This is a genomic window from Arthrobacter sp. 05L44, from assembly GCF_056397605.1.
The window spans coordinates 1-20,313 of sequence record NZ_JBFTNS010000005.1 but is presented as its reverse complement, the minus strand read 5'-3'; the positions used below and the strand labels follow the sequence as shown (position 1 = coordinate 20,313).

Genomic DNA, 20,313 nt, shown 5'->3' with positions numbered 1-20,313 from the left:
GGCCGCACCGCACTTAGCCCGGTTAGGACACCCATGAGAACATCCAAGACTCTGGCCACCAGCCTCCTGAGCCTCTCCGCCGCCGCACTCCTGGCGGTCAGTGCGGTCAGTGCCGCCGGCGCGGCCACCGCCGCCCCGGCCAAGGCACCGGCAGGGACGTCGAACGTCAGCAGCCACGCCGTGAGCGACGGCGCCACGGCCGACTACTGGACGGCGGAACGCATGCGCACCGCGATTCCGGGCGATGTGCTGGCAGCCAAAGCCGTGGCCCGCGGGGCCAACTCGACCGCCCACCGGAACGTCGAAACAGGCGCCCCGGCCAAGGTGGAAGGCACCGCACCCACCCCGCAGGCCAAGCAGGTCCAGACCAAGGCCAACGCCAGCGAGACCCCAGTCAAGCACATCGGCAAGGTGTTCTTCACTCTGGGCGGCTCCAACTATGTCTGCTCGGGCAACTCTGTGACGTCAACCAACAAGAGCACCGTCTCCACCGCCGGCCACTGCGTTAACGAGGGCCCCGGCGCCTTCGCCACAAACTTCACCTTCGTCCCGGCCTACCTCAACGGGTCCGCACCCTACGGCAAGTGGACGGCCAAGACCCTGTACGCCCCCACCCAGTGGAGCTCCGGCGGCGACATGACCTACGACACCGGCTTCGCCGTGATGAACCCGCTCAACGGCAAGTCCCTCGCCGACGTCGTCGGGGCCTCCGGTGTGCAGTTCAACGCCGCCCGCGGCCTGACGTACAAGTCCTTCGGCTACCCGGCCGCCCCGCCGTTCAACGGAGAATCCCTGAAGAGCTGCAGCGGCACCGCCACCAACGACCCGTACAACCCGCAGTTCAACACCCAGGGCATCCCCTGCAACATGACCGGCGGATCCTCGGGCGGGCCGTGGTTCATCGGCACCAGCTCCTCGGGCTACCAGAACTCGATCAACAGCTACGGCTACGGCAGCAACTCGACCACCATGTACGGCCCGTACTGGGGCTCGGTCATCCAGCAGGCCTACAGCGCCGCAGCGGCTTCCTAGGACTCTTCATCCTGAACGGAGTCTTCATCCCAGCGAAATCCCACTGAAATCCCACTAGGAAAGGAAAAGGCAACGCGGGGCCACGTGCCACCCATCCCCCTCGACAGGATGGCACGTGACCCCGCGTTTTGCCGTGGGTGGGGTGGGCTGCGGGGGATGTGGTGTGGGGGTTGGCCCGGGGCGGGGTTGGCCCGGGCGGGGTTGGCCCGGGGCGGGGTTGGCCCGGCTGCCCTCCGGCGGCTGGGCGCGGTACATGCGAGGTCCGCGTGACCCTCCCCTGACGGACATGCCCATCGCACAGGGGCACGAGTGGACATATCCCGTATATGTCCACTCGTCGGCATGAAGAATGAGCATGCCCGCAGACACCGCAGCACATGCCCAGTCCTGGCGTCGAAGGATGGGCATGTCCGTCCGACGCCCCGGGACCGGGGCATACAACCGCAGCCGGAGGAACCAGCGCAGCCTCCACCACGAAGAACCCGAGTCGCACCAACGAAGAATGGACATGCCCTTCCGGAAAGGAAGAGCATGTCCATTCTTTGCGGCCGCGCGGCCGTCTCAGTCCCTAGTGGAAGAAGTGCCGCGCCCCGGTGAAGTACATCGTGATCCCGGCGGCGTTGGCTGCGGCGATCACTTCCTCGTCGCGGACCGATCCGCCGGGCTGCACAACCGCGCGGACGCCGGCGTCGATCAGGATCTGCAGGCCGTCGGCGAACGGGAAGAACGCATCCGATGCCGCGACAGCACCGCGGGCCCGCTCCGGCGCCCCGGCCACATCCGAAGCGTTGGACGCGCCACCGGCACCGTCGACGTCGGACTCCACCGTGACGCCCAGCGTGTTGGCCCGCTCGACGGCCAGGCGGCAGGAATCAAGCCGGTTGACCTGGCCCATGCCGATGCCGACGGCCGCACCCTCGACGGCCAGCAGGATCGCGTTGGACTTGGCGGCGCGGCAGGCGGTCCAGGCGAAGGCCAGGTCCGCGAGGGTGCCGGCGTCGGCGGCCTCGCCCGCGGCGAGCGTCCAGTTGGCCGGATCGTCGCCGTCGGCGTCCACCTTGTCCGTGGCCTGGACCAGCATGCCGCCGGAGACCTGGCGGAACTCGGTCGGGTAGCGGCCATAGCCCTCGGGCAGGGTGAGGAGGCGGATGTTCTTCTTCTTGGAAAGGATCTCCACGGCCTCGTCGTCGAAGCCGGGCGCGATGACCACTTCCGTGAAGATCCCTGCCACGGTCCGGGCCATGCCTGCGGTGACTGTGCGGTTGGCAGCGATGACGCCGCCGAACGCGGACACCGGATCGCACGCGTGGGCCTTCGCGTGGGCGTCGGCGATGGGATCCGCCGCGGACGCGGACCCGACGGCCACACCACACGGGTTGGCGTGCTTGATGATGGCGACGGCGGGCTCGGCGAAGTCGTAGGCGGCGCGCAGGGCGGCGTCGGCGTCAACAAAGTTGTTGTAGCTCATGGCCTTGCCGTGGATCTGGTCGGCCTGGGCGATGCCGGCCGGGGCGGCCTTGTCAACGTACAGGGCGGCCTGCTGGTGCGGGTTCTCGCCGTAGCGGAGCACCTCGGAGCGTTCCAGGGCCAGGCCGGCATAGGCGGGCCAGTCGATGACGCCGTCGCCGTCCTCATCGAGGAACTGGCTGGCCGTCCAGGTGGCCACGGCGGTGTCGTAGGACGCGGTGTGCGCGAAGGCCTTGGCGGCCAGCCGGCGTCGGGTCTTCAGGTCGAACCCGCCCGACGACGCAGCGGCCACGACCGAACCGTAGGACGCCGGGTCCACCACAATTGCGACGGCGGCGTGGTTCTTGGCGGCCGACCGCACCATCGCCGGACCCCCGATGTCGATCTGCTCGACGACGTCGTCCTGCGCGGCACCGGATTTGACGGTCTCCACGAACGGGTAGAGGTTCACCACCACCAGGTCGAACGGCTCGATGGCCATGTCCTCGAGGGTCTTCATGTGGGCGGGCACGCGGCGGTCGGCGAGGATGCCGCCGTGCACGCGCGGGTGCAGGGTCTTGACGCGGCCGTCCAGCATTTCCGGGGAGCCGGTGACTTCCTCGACTTCCTGGACCGGGATCCCGGCGGCGGCGATCTTCTTTGCGGTGGAGCCCGTAGAGACGATCTTGACGCCGGCTTCGTGCAGGCCCTTGGCGAGTTCCTCCAGACCGGTCTTGTCGTAGACCGAGATCAAGGCCCGGCGGATGGGAACACGGTCGATGGATACACGCTCAAGCTGCGTAAAGCTCACAAAAGTCTCCGTCTTATATCGCGGCTGGGCCGCGGGTGGTGGGGATGCGGCCAGTTTATCGTGTCCCGGCTGCCGGGGTTCCCGCGCGGCGGAGTGTGAAGCCTCCCCGCCACCGCACCGCGGGACGTAGAGTTCTTCCAGGAGGCCAAAATGAATACGTACACCACTGTGCCCAGCGGCGAACAGGTGGTCCAGGACCTGCCGTGGCGGTGGAGGGTGCAGGGCCGGATTTTCCTGATCGGCGGCCTGGGTTTTATGTTCGACGCCTGGGACGTGACGCTCAACGGCATCCTGATCCCGTTGCTGTCCAAGCATTGGTCCCTGAGCGCCGGCGACGCCGCGTGGATCGGTACCTCGAACCTGATCGGCATGGCTCTTGGCGCCTTCGTCTGGGGCACCATCGCGGACACGATCGGCCGCAAGAAGGCCTTCACCGCGACGCTGCTGATCTTCTCGATCTTCACCGTCCTGGGCGCCTTCTCCCCCGACTTCATCTGGTTCGTGGTGTTCCGGTTCATGGCGGGCTTTGGCCTGGGCGGCTGTATCCCGGTGGACTACGCGCTGGTGGGCGAGTTCACTCCGCGGAAGCAGCGCGGCCGGGTCCTCACCGCGATGGACGGCTGGTGGCCCGTCGGGGCCGCGCTCTGCGGATTCGTCTCGGCCGGGCTTATCGCCGCCTTCGCGGACTGGCGCCTGACCATGCTGATTATGGTGCTGCCGGCGCTGCTGGTGTTCTGGATCCGGCGCAGCGTCCCCGAATCGCCGCTGTTCCTCATCCGGAAGGGCCGCCGCGAGGAAGCCGCCCGCGTCATCGATTCCCTGGTCGCTGCCACCGGCGCCGAGGCCCGGGTCTACAGCCTGCCCGAACCCCAGGACGCCCCGCGCCTGTCGGCCGGGAGCGCCTGGACGCAGCTCCGTGCGCTCTGGCAGTTCAACTGGAAAATTACGACGGCGGCCTGGGCCCTGTTTTTCAGCATCCTGCTGGTCTACTACCTCTCGCTCACGTGGATGCCGCGGATCCTGATCGGGGCGGGCTTCGAGGAGTACAAGGCCTTTATCACCACGGCGTCGATGGCCGCCGTCGGCCTCCTGGGCGTGGTGGTGGCCGCACTGCTGGTGGAACGGACCGGCCGCAAGTGGATCCTGGCCATCACCGGCCCGCTCTCGGCGCTGCTGCTGGTGATCGTCGCCGTCGTGGTGGACATCCCGACGGCGGCCGTCTTCTGGCTGCTCATGTTCGGGTTTGTGGTGCAGGTGGCGATCCCGGTGCTGTACGCCTACGTATCGGAGCTGTACCCGACCGAGCTGCGCGGCTCCGGCTTCGGCTGGGCCTCGACGTTCTCCCGGCTTGGCGCCGGCTTTGGCCCCCTGATCTTCGCGGCGTTCCTGTGGCCGGAACTGGGGCTCGCGACGTCGTTCGCCCTGGCCGGCGTGCTGGTGCTGGTCTCGGTGCTCTGGATGGCGTTCTTCGCCCCGGAGACCAAGCAGCGCGGCCTGGAGTAGGTCCCGGCCGGCCCGCGCGGCCGGCCCTCAACGCCGCCCCGAACCTCGCCCGCACCCCGCCCCGAACGCCGGATGCCCTATCACTTTTGGTTGCTCTGAGGGCCTCAGAAGCACCGTAAGTGATAGGGCATCCGGGGTGGATGCCGGCTGTCGGCTACTGGATGCAGGTCACCGACACCGAGAGGGTGTTGGTCTTGAGCTGGGTGACGGACCAGCCGATGGGCTGACCTCCAGCACCGACCACGGGCTGGCTGGCCAGTACCTGGTTGCCGTTGCCGGAGTTGAGGGAGAACCCGCCGCCGGTGGCCACCTGGCCCGCGGGGCAGCTCGCCACCACCGTCAGCGTGGCGCCGCTGGCCGTGGCCACCGACACGCTGGTGGATGCAGCAGCACCCGTGGCACCGGTGGCACCTGTCGCGCCGGCCGGCCCCACGGGACCCGTGGCGCCGGTCGCACCCCGGAGCCCGGTGGCGCCTGTTTCGCCTGTTTCGCCCTTGGCACCGGTAGCGCCCGTGGCGCCGACAGCCCCGGTGTCGCCCTTGGCCCCGGCAGGCCCGACGTCGCCCGTGTCACCCTTCGCGCCCTGGGCTCCGGTGTCGCCGGTCTTCCCGGTTTCGCCCTGGACGCCCTGGACGCCCTGGGCCCCCGTGGCTCCGGTGGGGCCTACCTCGCCGCTGTCACCCTTGGCCCCGGTGTCGCCCTTCGCACCGGTCTCCCCGGTGTCGCCCTTGGCGCCGGTTTCACCGGTCGCGCCCTGGGATCCGGTGTCACCCTTATCGCCCTTCTCGCCTTGGAAACCCTGGATGCCGATGGCCCCGGTTTCACCCGTAAGGCCGGTCAGGCCCTGGATTCCGCGGGGATCGGCAACACCCTGAATCCCCTGTGCACCGGCGACTCCCTGGACACCCTGCATGTTCCAGGTGATCGGCGTCTCCTTCTTCAGGTCGCAGGACTGTCCGGCCGTCAGCACCCGGAGCTGACCGCCGTTGTTGACGTTGTAGCAGCCGTTGATTTCCCCGGTACCGGACGTGGTCGAGGCAGCGTAGGCGGCAGAAATGGCGCCGGTCCCGAGGACAAGCGCCGCGGTGAGGCAAAGAACTTTCGGACTGGTTTTGGCAAAGCTGAAGTGTGGCACGTGAGACCCCCAGGGACGCAAGAGACGAATGAGACTGCGCGCCAGACTATGGCCCTATTCCCCGCGTAAACCGGTCCGCTAATACTCGAATTTCGCCATCCAGTACCCGACTTTTTCGCCGGGTACTCGCTTTTACCGCCCCGACTACTTGGACCGCCGGATCAGGCCGCAGTAACGCCCGCGGCGAGGGTCTTCAGGGTGGACACCAGCAGCCGCCGTTCCACCGTCTTGATCCGCTCGTGCAGCGACTCCTCGGTGTCACCGTCGAGCACGGCGACGGCCTCCTGCGCGATGATCGGGCCCGTGTCCACCCCGGCGTCGGCCCAGTGGACCGTGCAGCCGGTGACCTTCACGCCGTACGCCAGGGCGTCGCGGACACCGTGCGCGCCCGGGAACGCCGGCAACAAGGCCGGGTGAGTGTTCAGGTACTTGCCGTCAAAGGCGGCGATGAAGTCGGCGCTGACAATGCGCATGAACCCGGAGGATACGACGACGTCGGGCCTGTACGCGGCGACGGTGTCGGCGAGCGCCGCGTTCCACGCAGCCCGGTCCGGGTACGCCTTGAAGTCCACCACGAACGTCGGGATGCCGGCTGCCGCGGAGCGCTCCACCCCGTAGGTCCCGGACCGGTCCGCGCCCACAGCGGCGAGCTCGACCGCCAGTTCGCCGGCCGAAACGGCGTCGATAACAGCCTGCAGGTTGGAACCGGTACCGGAGACGAGGACAACAATGCGCATTGACTTAGCTTATGGGGCCATTCGCGTACGCTGGAAAATATGAATTCGCCCCACGAGCCGGACCCAGCACAACGGGGCCCAAACCCCCGGACCGACGCGGGCAAGGCATCGCTGCTGCGGACCCACAATTTGTTCCGCACCTTCATAGTGGTGGTGCTGGGAGCGTTCTTCGTTTTCCAGCTGGACGTCAACTACCTCTGGCTCACCGCCATCCTCACAGCGGCTGCGGTGGCTCTCGGCGTCGTGCTGCTGGTGCGCGCCACCCGGTTCAAGCAGTCCCGGCTGGTGCTGTTCGGAACCATTTCCGGCCTGCTGGTCACCGCCGTGATGGTCCTGGTGGTTGTCACCTCGGCGGTGTTCTTCAACCAGGTCCGCGACTTCCAGCAATGCTCAAGGCACGCCCTCACTGAGCAGGCAACCTCGATGTGCCGGACGCAACTGGAGAAGTCGCTGCCCATGCAGCTGCGCTGAAGGCCGCCCGCCGTCGTCGTCCCTGCCGGGGCCTGTCGATTTAGGGATCAGCCGGCTTGCGGGGTCAGTCGGCCTCGGCGGCGAGTTCCAGCTCTGTCTCGTGCAGCTTCTGGCGCCGTTCCAGCCACGGCCCGGCGGCGTAGCCGATCACGACGCCGATCCCCGTTTCGGCCGCGACGAAGATGGCAGTCGCCAGCGGATCCGGTCCGATGTCCGTGAGCCTGCCGATGCCGGCGGATCCGCGGGCCAGCCAGGCCAGGGCCGCCGCGAGGACACCCGCCACGGCGCCGATCATGGCGCCGAGGACCAGCGTCGAGACCGTGGCCGTGAACCAGCGCGCCTTGACCTTGATCGAGAGCCATTCGTCGAAGTGGTTTTCACCCTCGCGCAGGAACCACCAGCCCGCCAGGAGCCCGGCCAGGGCAGGAACCACAAGGGCCACGAAGCCGTACTCCAGCGCGCCGGCCGGGAGGGCGGCGAACACCGGGATGGAGGGCAGCGGTCCGACGGCGGTGGCCAGCGGCCCGGCGTGGGACCCAGCGCCCAGCGCGAAGCCGGAGCCGGAGGTCCAGGAGAGCGCGAAGATGGCAAGGTTGGGCAGGTAGCCGAGCTGCGCGATGGTAAGCGCCGCACCGCCTACGGGGCCGGCGTCGAGCGCTTCATACACGGCGATGATGAGGTTCCAGTGGATGATCAGGTCCACGGCGAGCAGGGCGGAGGCCATCGCCAGGGTGGCCATCACGGCCACGAATCCGGCCTTGACGGCGGATCCGAGGTAGGACCCGGCCCAGCGCGAGTGCTGGCTGGTGCGCGAGAGCCAGGCCACGGCGTCGACGCCGATCAGCCGGCTCCAGGAACCGGCTTCCCGGCGTGCACCGATCACCATGCCGAGGGCGAACGGGATCAGCGGGACCAGGGTGGCGTACCAGAGGCTGACGCCGACGTCGGAGGTGCGGCAGACGAAGCCGGTGGCGAACCCGAACGCGCCGTACATCAGCCAGGACCCCAGCAGCGCCTGCCAGAGCTGGTCCGTGTACGAGGCCCGGGCCAGCCGCCGCCCCGCACGCCACGCGAGCAGGAACGGGATGAGCGTCAGGCCCAGCGGAATCAGCGAGAGCGTGCCAGTTTCGGGGCGGCCGGCGGTACCGGCACCCACGGTCTCCAGCAGGAGCGGGACGCCGTGGATCAGCAGCCAGGCCTGGCCGGCCAGGCGGGCCAGGAATTCGAAGCCGTTCTCGCGGAATCCGGCCGAGGCCCAGACCGCGACGATCGGGACCACCACGATCAGCGCCGAGATCACAGCGGCCTGCGCGGACTCCAGCGCACCCTGTAGCCAAAGGGGCATCGGAAGGCCACGGTTTCCGGTCTGATCAGCGCGCAGTTTCATCGTGTTCCATGGTGCCACGCGCCGGGCACCGCGCCCCGCTCCGACAGGCGCTATGCCCCGGAAATCAGCCCGCCGCGTGCGGGCGGCCCGGCTCCGGACCGGCGCTTTTTCCGGTGCCCCGCCGTAAAATTTTAAGTGTCCGCAAACAGTGGTTGGAGGCAGAAAATGACTACCGCATCCCCACATGCACACGGCGTACATTTCGGACGGACTGATGTCCAAAACGTCGGCATGGGTGTGGGTATTGTGCTACTTGCCGTGGGCGTCCTGGGATTCATCCCGGGCATCACCGCGCAGTACAGCGAACTGAGGTTCCTCGGACCCGATTCCAGGGCCATGTTCCTCGGCCTGTTCCAGGTGTCCATGCTCCTGAACATCGTTCAGCTCGCCATTGGCGCCGCCGGCTGGACCATGTCCCGCAACGACATGGGAGCCCGGAACTTCCTCATGGGCTTCGGCCTTTTGTACATCATCTTTGGCGTTTACGGGCTGATCGTCGGCGTGGGGTCGGCGGCCAATTTCATGGCGTTCAACACCATGGACAACTGGACTCACATGGTGCTGGGCGTGGCAATGATTGGCGCCGGCTGGCTGCTCGCGAGGCATCTGGCCGATGACGCACAAACCCGGTAACTGAACTCCGGGAAAAGGGAGCCGCGAATGAGGACCGATTTTCAGTAATCCAACAAATTCGCACTACCTGCTGGTGTGGGCCCCTGGAGCGTTATAGGTGTCCGCACCAGCTTCCTGCTGTGGGGGGTGGGGTGCGTTGGGTGGCTCGGATGCGGGGTGGCTGCGGTGCGTAGCCGGGGTGCGTTGGGTGGCGGGGGTGCGTTCCCTCGGAGCGGAGCCGGTTGTCATCGGCACGGTTCTCGGGGCGTGCGGGCCAGTGTTGGGGCTGACCCGAGGCTGCTCGTTGGTTGTAGGCGACGGGCGAGTCCTGATTTGAGGGCTCCAGGGCCCAACTTGAGCGTGGTCCTTCGTCCATTCGCCACATATGGCCGCAATGGGGTTCTCCAAAGCGGCCCTTTGTGGCAAACGGCGTCGGAGTAGGGAACGCTCTCCGGCCACTCCCCGGTCCGGCGCGCTCGGTATGGGCGCGGACCCCTGGACCTTCTCCAGCCCCGAGCCGACGTCGATTTGCCACTTATGGCCGCTTCGCGGGGTGGTTTAGCGGCCACTTTTGGTGAATCGGGTGGTCACAGCGCAGGCCACCCAAGTCTCGACTTCGCAGCCGACACCAGGAAGCACCCAGCCCCAGCTCCGCCGATCACTCCACGAAGCCGCCCGATCAGCTCCCGGTCCCGCGCTCCGCCCACTCTACCGGCGCAGCAGCCCCGGTCAGCCCGCCCACCCCGAGCCAGCATCGACCCCACCCCGAAACCCCTCCCCGCAGGAACCCCAGCCATGCACACGCTTGTTAACCCACTCTTCCCCTGCAGGCCACGCCGACGCCCCCGCCCCGTCAGCGGCCGCGGCCACCGTGGAGGCGTGAGGATCGCACTAGTCGCCGAATCATTCCTGCCCCAGATGAACGGGGTCACGCACTCCATCCTGAGGGTCCTGGAGCACCTGCAGGACCGGGGCGACGAGGTGCTGGTAATCGCGCCCTCCACGCAGGACACCGACGTCCCCGCAGAGGTCCACGGCGCGAAAATCCACCGGCTCCCCTCCGTCCCCCTGGCCGGCTACACGAATGTACGGGTGGCGTTGGGCGGTGTGGCCCGGGTCAAGCGAATCCTTGCCGGCTACGCGCCCGACGTCGTCCACCTCGCCTCCCCGTTCGTGCTTGGCTGGCGGGCAGCCCAGGCCGCGCATCAACTCGGCATCCCCAGCGTCGCCATCTACCAGACCGAAGTCCCCGGCTACGCGGCGCGCTACGGCGTCCCGTTCCTGGAGAACTGGGCGTGGAACCGGGTGGAGCAGATCCACCTCCTCGCCACCCGCACCCTGGTCCCCTCCACCTTCGCCCGCGACCAGTTCCTGGGCCGCGGCATCCCCCGCGTTCAGATGTGGCGCCGCGGCGTGGACACCCGACGGTTCAGCCCGGAGAAGCGCGACGACGCGTGGCGGGCCTCCGTGGCCCCGGACGGCGAGCGCATCATCGGCTACGTGGGACGTCTCGCCGTCGAGAAGCAGGTGGAGGACCTGGCCGTACTCGCCGACATCCCCGGGACCAGGCTGGTGATCGTCGGCGACGGGCCGCAGCGCGAAGCCCTCGAAGCCGCGCTGCCCCGGGCCGTGTTCACCGGATTCCTGGGCGGCGAGGACCTGGCCCGGACCGTCGCCTCCTTCGACTTGTTCGTCCACCCGGGCGAGTTCGAGACCTTTTGCCAGACCATCCAGGAAGCGATGGCCTCCGGCGTCCCCGTGGTCGCCACCGGGCGCGGCGGCCCGCTGGACCTCGTGGAAAACTCGCGGACCGGCTGGCTCTACAAACCGGGAGACCTCGCCGAGATGCGGTCCCGCGTGGCGGACCTGACGGGCGACGACGCCAAGCGCCGCGCGTTCGCCGCCGCCGCGCACGCTTCGGTCCAAGGCCGGACGTGGGAGGCACTCGGACGGGAACTCGTCGGTCACTACGAGGCCGTCCAGGCCAACCCCGCCGTCCAGTCCAACCCCGCCAACAGAGCCACCACCCCGGCCACGAGACCAACCGCAACCACCACCGCCCCTACCAGAGGAGCAACCCTGTGAAGATTTCCGTGATCGGCTGCGGCTACCTCGGCGCGGTGCACGCTGCCACCCTGGCCTCGATGGGCCACACCGTCGTGGGGATTGACGTCGACGCCGCCAAGATCGCCCAGCTGGACCGCGGCACCGCCCCGTTCCACGAACCCGGCCTGGACGAGCTCCTCCGCGATGGCCGCGCCAACGGCCGGCTCGCGTTCTCCACCAGCTTCGCCGACGCCGCCAGCGCGCAACTGCACTTCCTCTGCGTCGGGACACCGCAGTCCAAGACCTCCGACGGCGCCGACCTCAGCTATCTCGTCTCAGCGATCGAGTCGGTGCTGCCGTTCCTGGCCCCGCGCGCCGCCGTCGTCGGCAAGTCCACTGTGCCGGTGGGAACGGTGGAAATGCTCCGCGGAGTCCTCGCAGGCCGGCCGGACGTGCTGCTTGGCTGGAACCCCGAGTTCCTCCGCCAGGGCACCGCGGTCAAGGACTCGCTGGTCCCGGACCGGCTGGTGTACGGCGTACCGGGCGGCAAGGACTCGGCCAAGCGCCCGGACAGCACGGGCGCGGCCGTCACGTCCGTCCTGGACACGGTCTACGCTCCGCTTCTCTCCGCGGGCATCCCCCGGCTCGTCTGCAACTTCGCCACAGCGGAACTGATCAAGTCGGCGTCGAACGCGTATCTGGCCACCAAACTGAGCTTCATCAACGCCATGGGCGAACTCTGCGACGCGTCGGGCGCCGATGTGACCGAGCTGGGCGAGGCGATGGGGCTGGACCCGCGGATCGGCGGCCGGTACCTGCACGCCGGGCTCGGCTTCGGCGGCGGCTGTCTGCCCAAGGACATCCGGTCACTCCGGGTGCAGGCGCAAACGTTGGGCGTGGACTCGGTGGACGCCTGGATGGCCGCGGTGGACGGGATCAACCGGAGCCAACGCTCCCGCACCGTGGAGGCGGCACGGGAACTCTGCGGCGGCCAGCTCGGCGGCCGGCGCGTGACCGTGCTGGGGGCAGCCTTCAAGCCGGACACCGATGACATCCGCGACTCCCCGGCCCTGGATGTTGCCCAGCAGCTGGCCGACTCCGGCGCGCACGTCACCGTCACGGACCCGGCAGCGATCAACAACGCCTGGCTGCGCTACCCGCAGCTGCGCTTCGAGGCCGAGGTGGAGCAGGCGCTCGACGGCGCCGAGCTGGTCCTGCTGCTAACGGAGTGGGAGGCCTACCGTGCGCTGTCGCCCGCGGCCGCCGGCGGCCTGGTCCGGCGCCGGAATATCCTGGACGCCCGGAACGCGCTCGACGCCGCCGCCTGGTCCGCGGCCGGCTGGACGGTGCGCGGGCTGGGACGGTCCGACGCCGGGACCCCCGTGGACGCGGCGGCCTGGGACCGGCTGGCTACCGCCGACTGAGCGGCAGCACCCCAAACCCGACGGATATCCGCGCGGCGGCGCCCCGGCCCCGCTCTGCACCCTATGATTTCTGTGGGGAGGATTCTCATGGAACATCGTTGGTCTCACAATCGCTCGGCTCCGGCCGCGTGAACACTTCTGCGCGCACCGAAGAGGACGCCAGGCTCCGCGAAGCCATGTCCCTGCTCTCGGCCACCCTGGAGTCCACCGCGGACGGCATCCTGGTGGTCAGCGCCGAGGGCCGCATCTCCTCCGTGAACAACAAGTTCCTGACCATGTGGGGCATCCCCCGCGACCTGGTCGACGCCGGCGATGACGAGGCCGTGATCGGCTCCGTGCTCGGCCAGCTGCAGGACCCCGAGCAGTTCCTCGCGAAGGTCACGGCCCTGTACGCGGACCCGGCGGCTGAGAGCCACGACGTGCTGCACTTCCGCGACGGACGCACCTTCGAACGCTACTCCCGCCCGCAAAAGGTGGAGGACCGCGTGGTGGGCCGAGTCTGGAGCTTCCGCGACGTCAGCCAGGCCCGGCGGGACCAGGACCAGATCAACCGGGCCATGGCGGACCTCGCCCAGCAGGCCAGCCAGCTCAAGACCCTCGCGTTCCAGGATCCGCTGACCGGGCTCTCCAACCGCCAGCTCTTCAACGACCGGCTGGCGCACGCCCTGGCCGGGCCCTGCGGGACCGCCGTCGACGTCCTGCTGCTGGACCTGGACGACTTCAAGGAAGTCAACGACGTCCACGGCCACCACGCCGGGGACCAGATGCTGATCGAGGTGGGCCGCCGGCTCCGCGCCTGCGTCCGGCCCAGCGACGTTGTAGCACGGCTGGGCGGCGACGAATTTGTGGTCCTCCTGGTCGGCTCGCTCGATGCCGACGCGGCCGCCCAACGGATCATCGAATCCCTGAAGGTGCCGGTCTGGCTCGACGGGACCATGCTGCGCCCGAGCCTGAGCCTGGGCCTGGCGTCCATCGGTGAGGACGCGGGCGACGCCTCCGAGCTGCTCCGCCGCGCGGACATCGCCATGTACGCGGCCAAGTCCGCCGGGAAGAACCGCTACCTGCGCTTCCGCCCGGAAATGATGACCGAACTGCTGGAACGCACCCACCTGGAGGCCGGGCTGCGCGCCGCCGTCGACAACGGTGAACTCGCGGTGCACTACCAGCCGATTGTCTCCTCGAGCCTGGGCACCGTGGTCAAGGTCGAGGCGCTGGTCCGCTGGGAACGCGACGGGCGCCTGGTCCCGCCGCAGCAGTTCATTCCCGCCGCGGAGCGCAGCGGCCTGATCGTGGAAATCGGCACCGAGGTGCTGCTGCGCGGCTGCACGGAGCTGGGACCCTGGCTGTCCGAGGACCCCACCCGCTCCCTCGCCATCAACGTCTCCGGCGTCCAGCTGCAGCAGGGCAACTTCCCGGAACTGCTGTTCGCCACCGCCGGCTCCTGCGGCGTGGACCCGCACCAGCTGGTCATCGAGGTCACCGAGAGTGTGTTCTTCGAGGACGAATGCCAGGTGCGGCGCCAGCTGGTGCAGCTCCGGAGTGCCGGGGTCCGGGTGGCGTTGGACGACTTCGGCACCGGGTACTCCTCCCTGGGCCGGCTGCAGGACCTGCCAGTGGACACGCTCAAGATCGACCAGTCGTTTGTCGCCATGATCCGCACCGGCACCGAGCGCCTGCCCATCCTGAACTCCATGATTGACATGGCCCACGGACTGGGCCTGAACGTCACCGCGGAGGGCGTCGAGACCCGGGAACAGGCCGAATACCTGATGGCCCGCGGCTGCAACTTACTCCAGGGCTACCTGTTTTCCCGGCCCCAGCCCGCCGACAGCCTGGGCACGGCCCTCGCAGCCTCGGCGCGGACCATCGCCGGCCTGCGCGGCGACACCACTGCCGAAACCCAGCGGGTTCTGTGATTTGGGTCTCAGGGCCCTATGATGCTTGAAGTTTACTGACCACCTGGACGGTGGACCCGAGTACCGAACGCCTGGGGGCTGGCATCGACGTGGAACAAGGTTTAGCGGAAACCCTGCTGACGCAGGGCCCTGACGCGTTGCTGCTGCTGACCACCGAGGGGATCATCACGTTCCTGAACCCGGCAGCGGAGCGCCTGTTCGGCTACTCCCAGGACGAGCTGATCGGCGTCGAACACCACCGCCTGCTGGTGGAGGACGACCGCGGCGGATTCCTGCGGGTCTGGAGCCGGCTGGGCCGCTCGGGCACCTTCGGCACCAGCCCGTTCCCCGGGATGGGGCTGCACCGCGACGGCCACGAAATCCCGCTGGACATCACGTGTTCACTGGTCACCATGCAGACGGAGACGTCCATGGCCGTGGCGGTCCGCGACACCTCCCACCGCCAGGACGACGACACCGGGCGGCGGCACGCCGTCTCGCTCCTGGACGCCACGCTGGAGACCACTGCGGACGCGATTGTGGTGGTGTCCAACACCGGCCAGATCACCGGCGTCAACGAACAATACCTCCGGCTCTGGGGTATGCCGCGCGAGATCCTGGCCGAGGACGACGCCTACGCCCTGGTCCGCTTCATCGCCAAGCAGCTGGTGGACCCGGACACCTTCAAAGCCAAGGTCGCCGAGCTCTACGCCAACCACGAACTGCACAGCCATGACCTGCTGGAGTTCACGGACGGCCGCACCGTGGAACTGTATTCGCGGCCGCAGAAGGTGGCCGAGGAAGTGGTGGGCCGGATCTGGAACTTCCGCGACGTCACCTCCCGCACCATGGCCCAGGACACGGCCCGCCGCGCCCTCGACGAACTCGCCCAGAAGGCGGACCAGCTCAAGGCCCTGGCCTTCCAGGACCCGCTGACCGGGCTCGCCAACCGGATGCTGTTCAATGAACGTGCGACGGCGGCACTGGAGTCCCCGGGGCCGGTGGCGGTGTTGCTCCTGGACCTGGACGACTTCAAGGACGTCAACGACATACTGGGCCACCACGCCGGCGACCAGATGCTTGTGGAAATCTCCCGCCGGCTGCAGAACTGCGTGGGCCCGCACGGCACCGTGGCCCGGCTGGGCGGCGACGAGTTTGTGGTGCTCCTGGTGGGCTGCAATGACACGGACACCGTGGCGCAGCGGATTGTCAGCACCCTGAACGCCCCCGTCACCATCGAGGCCACCCTGATGCGCCCGGGCCTGAGCCTGGGCGTCGCCATGCGCGGATCCGACGGTATGTCCTCCTCCGAGCTGCTGCGGCAGGCGGACGTGGCCATGTACGCAGCCAAGGAGGCGGGGAAGAACTGCTACGTGCACTTCCAGCCGGAGATGCTGACCACCCTGCTGGAGCGCACCCAGCTGACCGCGGGGCTGCGCCGCGCCGTCGAACTCGGCCAGATCAAGGTGTTCTACCAGCCGGTGGTCTCCACGAACCGGCGCGAGGTGGTGCAGTTCGAGGCCTTGGCCCGCTGGGAACGCGACGGGGAGCTCATGGCCCCGGACACCTTTATCCAGACCGCCGAACGCAGTGGCCTGATCCGGGACATCGGCGCCGAGGTACTCCGGCAAAGCTGCACGGAACTGCAGCCCTGGCTGGCCGAGGACCCGGGCCGGACGCTGGCCGTGAACGTCTCCGGCGTGCAGCTGCAGCACAAGGACTTCGCCGAGCGGGTGCTGGACATCGCCGCGTGGAGCCGGGTGGATCCGCACCAGCTGGTCCTGGAGGTCACCGAGAGTGTGTTCTTCGACGCCGCCACACACGTCATCCAGCAGCTGATCACGCTGCGCGCGGCCGGCATCCGGGTGGCCCTGGACGACTTCGGCACCGGCTACTCCTCGCTGGGCCGGCTGCAGGAGCTTCCCGTGGACGCGGTGAAGATCGACAAGTCGTTCGTTTCCATGCTGCACACCGGCGAGGAGCGGCTCCCCATCCTGACCTCGATGATCCATATGGCGCACAGCCTGGGCCTGCGGGTGACCGCGGAGGGCATCGAGACGCCCACCCAGGCCCGGTACCTGATGGAACACGAGTGCGACGCCCTGCAGGGTTACCTGTTCTCCCGGCCTGTCCCGGAGGCCCGCCGGGGCGCTGCCATGGCACAGACCGCCGAGGCGCTCCTGGAGCTGCAGGACGCCGTCGCCGTCCTGTAGCCCGGCGGGGTGTCTGGGCGCCCGGACGACACATTCGGACGCTTTCGCAAATACTGCCGGGGCGGCACGGCAGTGTGCTACCGAGCACTTATGATTTCAGCAGGCACGGCGCCGGCAACCGCCACGGGGTTTCCGGCAGCGGGCCACCAGTCACGGATCCATCGCTTTGGGGGCAGTACACATTATGGACGCAACGTTTGCGCAGGCAGTGCTGGAGCACAGCCCCGACGCCCTGCTGCTGCTGGCCCCGGACGGGTCCATCTCTTTCCTGAACGCCGCCGCGGAAAAACTCTTCGGCTACTCCCGCGCCCAGCTGCTCGGCGCCGACTACGCCCTGCTCTTGGCCGAATCCTCCCGGGAAGACTTCCACAAGCTCCTGGCCGGGCTGGCAGACGCCGGCGCTGCCGCGCAGGGTTCCCGACCCTTCGCGGGCTCGGGCCGGCGGGGCGACGCCTCGGAGTTCCCGCTGGAGATCACGTGCTCCGCGGTTCCGTCCGCGGCCGTCGGCGCCTCAAGCGGTGCGTCGGGCGCGGGCGCCGTCGCCGTCTCGGTCCGGGCGGTGTCCGGGCACGCCGCGTCAGCCCCTGCGTCGAGTCACGCGAACGCGTACGACGGCGCAGCGCCGGGTGCCGCCGCGGCGGCGCCTGCCGCCCGGCGTCGGACGTTCGCCTCGCTCGAAGCCGAGCTGGTGCCCGGCCACACCGGCGTCCTCCCCCGCCTTTCGCCCGCGGAACACGATGACCAGCTCAAGGCTGCCGTGCTGCGCGACCCGCTGACCGGGCTGCCGAACGGGACGCTTTTCAACGAACGCCTGGCCGCGGCCCTCCGCCGGCCGGACCCGGTGGACGTGCTGATGATCAACGTTGACGACTTCAAGAGCTACAACGACATGCTGGGCCGCTCTGCCGCGGACGAGCTGCTGGTGGAGGTTGCCAGCCGGCTGCGCAATTGCGTCCGGCCGCACGATACCGTGGCGCGGCTGGGCGGCGACGAGTTTGTGGTGTTGCTGACCGAGTGCCTGAACGCCGGGGCCGTGGCCAAGCGGATCTCCGAGTCCCTGTACGTCCCGGCGCGGGTGGGCGGCTCGATGGTCCGCCCCGCGGTCAGCATGGGGCTGGCCTCGCGGTCGTCGCAGACGCACGACGGCGCGGAGCTGCTGCGGCAGGCGGACTCGGCCATGGCTGCGGCCAAGGCGGCCGGAAAGAACACGTGGCTGCAGTTCCGGCCGGAGATGCTGAAGACGGGCGTGCAGGGTGCCCAGGGCGAGGCCGGGCTGCGGCAGGCTGTGGGGCTGGGTCAGATTTCGGTGCATTACCAGCCGGTGGTCTCCCCCGGGCTCGGCGCTGTGGTGCAGTTCGAGGCGTTCGCGCGCTGGGAGCGGCACGGCAAGCTGGTCCCGCCCAACCAGTTCCTGCCCGTGGCCGAGCAGAGCGGCCTGATCCGTGAGATCGGCGACGAGGTCATGCGCCGGGCCTGCGCCGAGATTCGGCCCTGGCTGGCCGGCGACGCCGCGTACAGCGTCGCCGTGAATGTCTCCGGCCTGCAGTTCCAGCACCGCGACTTCGCCACAGATGTCCTGTCCATTGTGGCCTCCACCGGGGTCAACCCGCGGCAGCTGATGCTGGAGCTGACGGAGAGTGTGTTCTTCGACGCCGATTCGGACGTGCTGCGGCAGCTGGGCCAGCTGCGCGAGGCCGGAGTGCGGATCGCGATGGACGACTTCGGCACCGGCTACTCCACCCTGGGCAAGCTGAAGGAACTGCCCCTGGACATGGTCAAGATCGACCGGTCCTTTGTGGCGATGATCAAGACCGGCAAGGAACACCTGCCGTTCTTCCGGACCATGATCACGGCCGCGAAGAACCTTGGCCTGAAGGTCACCGCCGAGGGCATCGAGACGCCCGAGCAGGCCGGTTACCTGATGGACCTCGGCTGCGACTCCCTGCAGGGCTACCTGTTCGCCAAGCCCGCCCCCGCAAGCGACCTCGCCGGCACCATGGAGAGCGCCCTGACGGCGATCGACACGGTCGAGGCCGCGCGGTAGCCGCCGGCTTGACCGCACCTTCCTAAGTACGCGAAAGGCCCCGGCAACTCTGCCGGGGCCTTTCGTTTGGGTTAGCGCTTTTCGCAGGCGATGCCGTCGTTGTCGCGGTCGAGGTCGTACTCGCCGCGGTGCTTGACCGGGCCGCCGTCGTTGTAGCTGTACAGGGTGCTGTCGACGCGGAAGTTTGTGACCTTCTTGCCGGTGGTCTTGTCCTTGGCGCCCTTGCGGCCGACGCCGTGCGGGTAGACCTTGTTCAGTTCGGTGCAGTTCTTGTAGGACTTTGGCGCCGGGGCTGCGGAGGCAGGTACGGCCGTTCCGCTCAGCACCACGGCGCTGGCGGCGAGTGAGACGATGATCAGTTTCTTCAGGCGCACGTTCGAGAGCCCTTCCCCCATAGAAGCCCTCGGCCGCGTGTCGGCGAGGATCAGGGAAATCCTATCCCACGTTCCGGACGATTGCGGACCGTGTCAGCCGCGGGGATCGAGGTCGCGTTCCTGCGCCACCATGGCGGCGCTGCGCTCCCATAGCTCGGCGGCGAGCCTGGCGTCGTAGGCCTGCTTGTTGGCCTTCGCCAGGGCCCGCTTGGCATAGTAGGCGCCGGAGACCCAGTCCTGCCCCGGTGTGGCCGTGGCGAGCCAGACGAGGGTGTCTGCGCCCTGCTCCGGGGAGAGCATGAACCTGTTCAGGAAGGAGCGGTACATAAACCTGAAGGGGCTGGTGGTCTCCGCGGCGAAGTTGGTGGCCACTACACCGGGGTGGAAGGCCGCTGTGGAGATGCCGGCCGCCTGGTACCGGTTGTGCAGCTCGGCGGTGAAGAGGATGTTCTCCAGCTTGGCGTTGCCGTAGGCCAGGTTGGCGGTGTACTTGTTGGCAAGCTCGAGATCGTTGATGTCCAGCCGGCCGTAGAGCGAATTGGCGGCGCTGGAGGTGTTGATGACGGTGGCTTGGCTGGCGGTGAGGACGTCCATCAGCTCGGTGGTCAGCAGGAACGGCGCCAGGTGGTTGATCTGGAACGTCTTCTCGTGGCCGTCGTCGGTGAGTTCCCGCGCGCCCATGATCCCGCCGGCGTTGTTGGCCAGAACGTCGATCCGCGGGTATTTCTCCCGTAGCTGCGCCGCGAGCCGGCGCACCTGGGCCAGCTCGGCGAAGTCACAGACGAGGTAGTCCGCGCCGGTCTCCTGCGCGATCCGCCGGGTCTTCTCCGCGGAGCGCCCGACGACGACGACGTTCTCGCCTTGCGCTGCCAGGGTCCTGGCCGCGGATGCGCCGATGCCGTCGCTGGCGCCGGTGATGACGATGGTCCGTGCAGTCATGGGATCTCCCGTGGTTGGTGGTCTATGCCTACTCAAGGGTAACCACCGTGGCTGGGTGTTGGTTGGGTGGTTAAAGTGGGAGAGCCTCCAACCTGGTGGTTGGAGGCTCTCGACCTGTAATAGTGTTCCGGCGGTGACCTACTCTCCCACACCCTCCCGGGTGCAGTACCATCGGCGCTGTGGGTCTTAGCTTCCGGGTTCGGAATGGGACCGGGCGTTTCCCCCACGCTATGACCGCCGTAAC

Annotated in this window: 15 protein-coding genes and 1 rRNA gene; 9 read left to right on the top strand and 7 right to left on the bottom strand. The window is 68.5% G+C overall.

The window, feature by feature from the left end; genetic code table 11:
- Positions 1-33 precede the first annotated feature (33 nt).
- Complete coding sequence (locus AC1DHY_RS11530) at positions 34-1,032, top strand: trypsin-like serine peptidase (protein ID WP_476903644.1); 999 nt, start codon at positions 34-36, stop codon at positions 1,030-1,032.
- 568 nt (positions 1,033-1,600) lie between these two features.
- Here the strand turns inward: AC1DHY_RS11530 and purH are convergent.
- Positions 1,601-3,289, bottom strand: coding sequence for a bifunctional phosphoribosylaminoimidazolecarboxamide formyltransferase/IMP cyclohydrolase (gene purH / locus AC1DHY_RS11525; protein WP_476903643.1), 1,689 nt, complete (start codon positions 3,287-3,289; stop codon positions 1,601-1,603).
- Between the two features lie 150 nt (positions 3,290-3,439).
- On the opposite strand from purH, the gene AC1DHY_RS11520 reads away from it, so the two are divergent.
- Positions 3,440-4,792 carry an MFS transporter gene (locus AC1DHY_RS11520; RefSeq protein WP_476880459.1) on the top strand — a complete coding sequence of 451 codons (1,353 nt, stop codon included), beginning with the start codon at positions 3,440-3,442 and terminating at the stop codon, positions 4,790-4,792.
- Between the two features lie 154 nt (positions 4,793-4,946).
- Here the strand turns inward: AC1DHY_RS11520 and AC1DHY_RS11515 are convergent, their stop codons facing one another.
- Positions 4,947-5,927, bottom strand: coding sequence for a collagen-like domain-containing protein (locus tag AC1DHY_RS11515; protein WP_476879585.1), 981 nt, complete (start codon positions 5,925-5,927; stop codon positions 4,947-4,949).
- 161 nt (positions 5,928-6,088) lie between these two features.
- Positions 6,089-6,664 (bottom strand): phosphoribosylglycinamide formyltransferase, encoded by a 576-nt coding sequence (purN, locus tag AC1DHY_RS11510; RefSeq protein ID WP_476879584.1) that lies wholly within the window; start codon positions 6,662-6,664, stop codon positions 6,089-6,091.
- A 39-nt stretch (positions 6,665-6,703) separates the two neighbouring features.
- Here purN and AC1DHY_RS11505 point away from each other — a divergent pair, with 39 nt between their 5' ends.
- Positions 6,704-7,135, top strand: a complete 432-nt coding sequence (locus AC1DHY_RS11505; protein WP_476879583.1) for a hypothetical protein — start codon at positions 6,704-6,706, stop codon at positions 7,133-7,135.
- A gap of 64 nt (positions 7,136-7,199) precedes the next feature.
- Here AC1DHY_RS11505 and AC1DHY_RS11500 read toward each other — a convergent pair whose 3' ends face one another.
- Positions 7,200-8,522 (bottom strand): cell division protein PerM, encoded by a 1,323-nt coding sequence (locus AC1DHY_RS11500; RefSeq protein WP_476879582.1) that lies wholly within the window; start codon positions 8,520-8,522, stop codon positions 7,200-7,202.
- 165 nt (positions 8,523-8,687) lie between these two features.
- On the opposite strand from AC1DHY_RS11500, the gene AC1DHY_RS11495 reads away from it, so the two are divergent.
- The 6 genes from AC1DHY_RS11495 (at position 8,688) to AC1DHY_RS11470 (ending at position 18,756) form a co-directional block, all read left to right on the top strand.
- A complete protein-coding gene (locus tag AC1DHY_RS11495) occupies positions 8,688-9,155 on the top strand; it encodes a DUF4383 domain-containing protein (protein WP_476903642.1) in 468 nt (155 codons plus the stop codon).
- 858 nt (positions 9,156-10,013) lie between these two features.
- Entirely contained in the window at positions 10,014-11,219 is a 1,206-nt protein-coding gene (locus AC1DHY_RS11490) for a glycosyltransferase family 4 protein (RefSeq protein WP_476879580.1), read from the top strand.
- Positions 11,216-12,604, top strand: coding sequence for a UDP-glucose dehydrogenase family protein (locus tag AC1DHY_RS11485; RefSeq protein WP_476879579.1), 1,389 nt, complete (start codon positions 11,216-11,218; stop codon positions 12,602-12,604). Before AC1DHY_RS11490 ends, AC1DHY_RS11485 begins: the two co-directional genes overlap by 4 nt.
- Positions 12,605-12,732: 128 nt before the next feature.
- Complete coding sequence (locus tag AC1DHY_RS11480) at positions 12,733-14,520, top strand: putative bifunctional diguanylate cyclase/phosphodiesterase (protein ID WP_476903641.1); 1,788 nt, start codon at positions 12,733-12,735, stop codon at positions 14,518-14,520.
- 89 nt (positions 14,521-14,609) lie between these two features.
- Positions 14,610-16,712, top strand: coding sequence for a putative bifunctional diguanylate cyclase/phosphodiesterase (locus AC1DHY_RS11475; RefSeq protein ID WP_476903640.1), 2,103 nt, complete (start codon positions 14,610-14,612; stop codon positions 16,710-16,712).
- A gap of 184 nt (positions 16,713-16,896) precedes the next feature.
- Positions 16,897-18,756, top strand: a complete 1,860-nt coding sequence (locus AC1DHY_RS11470; RefSeq protein ID WP_476880293.1) for a putative bifunctional diguanylate cyclase/phosphodiesterase — start codon at positions 16,897-16,899, stop codon at positions 18,754-18,756.
- 71 nt (positions 18,757-18,827) lie between these two features.
- Here the strand turns inward: AC1DHY_RS11470 and AC1DHY_RS11465 are convergent, their stop codons facing one another.
- The 3 genes from AC1DHY_RS11465 to rrf all read right to left on the bottom strand — a co-directional run bounded on the left by AC1DHY_RS11465 (position 18,828) and on the right by rrf (position 20,311).
- Complete coding sequence (locus AC1DHY_RS11465) at positions 18,828-19,130, bottom strand: excalibur calcium-binding domain-containing protein (RefSeq protein WP_476903639.1); 303 nt, start codon at positions 19,128-19,130, stop codon at positions 18,828-18,830.
- Between the two features lie 93 nt (positions 19,131-19,223).
- Positions 19,224-20,069, bottom strand: coding sequence for an SDR family NAD(P)-dependent oxidoreductase (locus AC1DHY_RS11460; protein WP_476880291.1), 846 nt, complete (start codon positions 20,067-20,069; stop codon positions 19,224-19,226).
- 125 nt (positions 20,070-20,194) lie between these two features.
- A 5S ribosomal RNA gene (gene rrf, locus AC1DHY_RS11455) occupies positions 20,195-20,311 on the bottom strand.
- Positions 20,312-20,313: the final 2 nt, after the last annotated feature.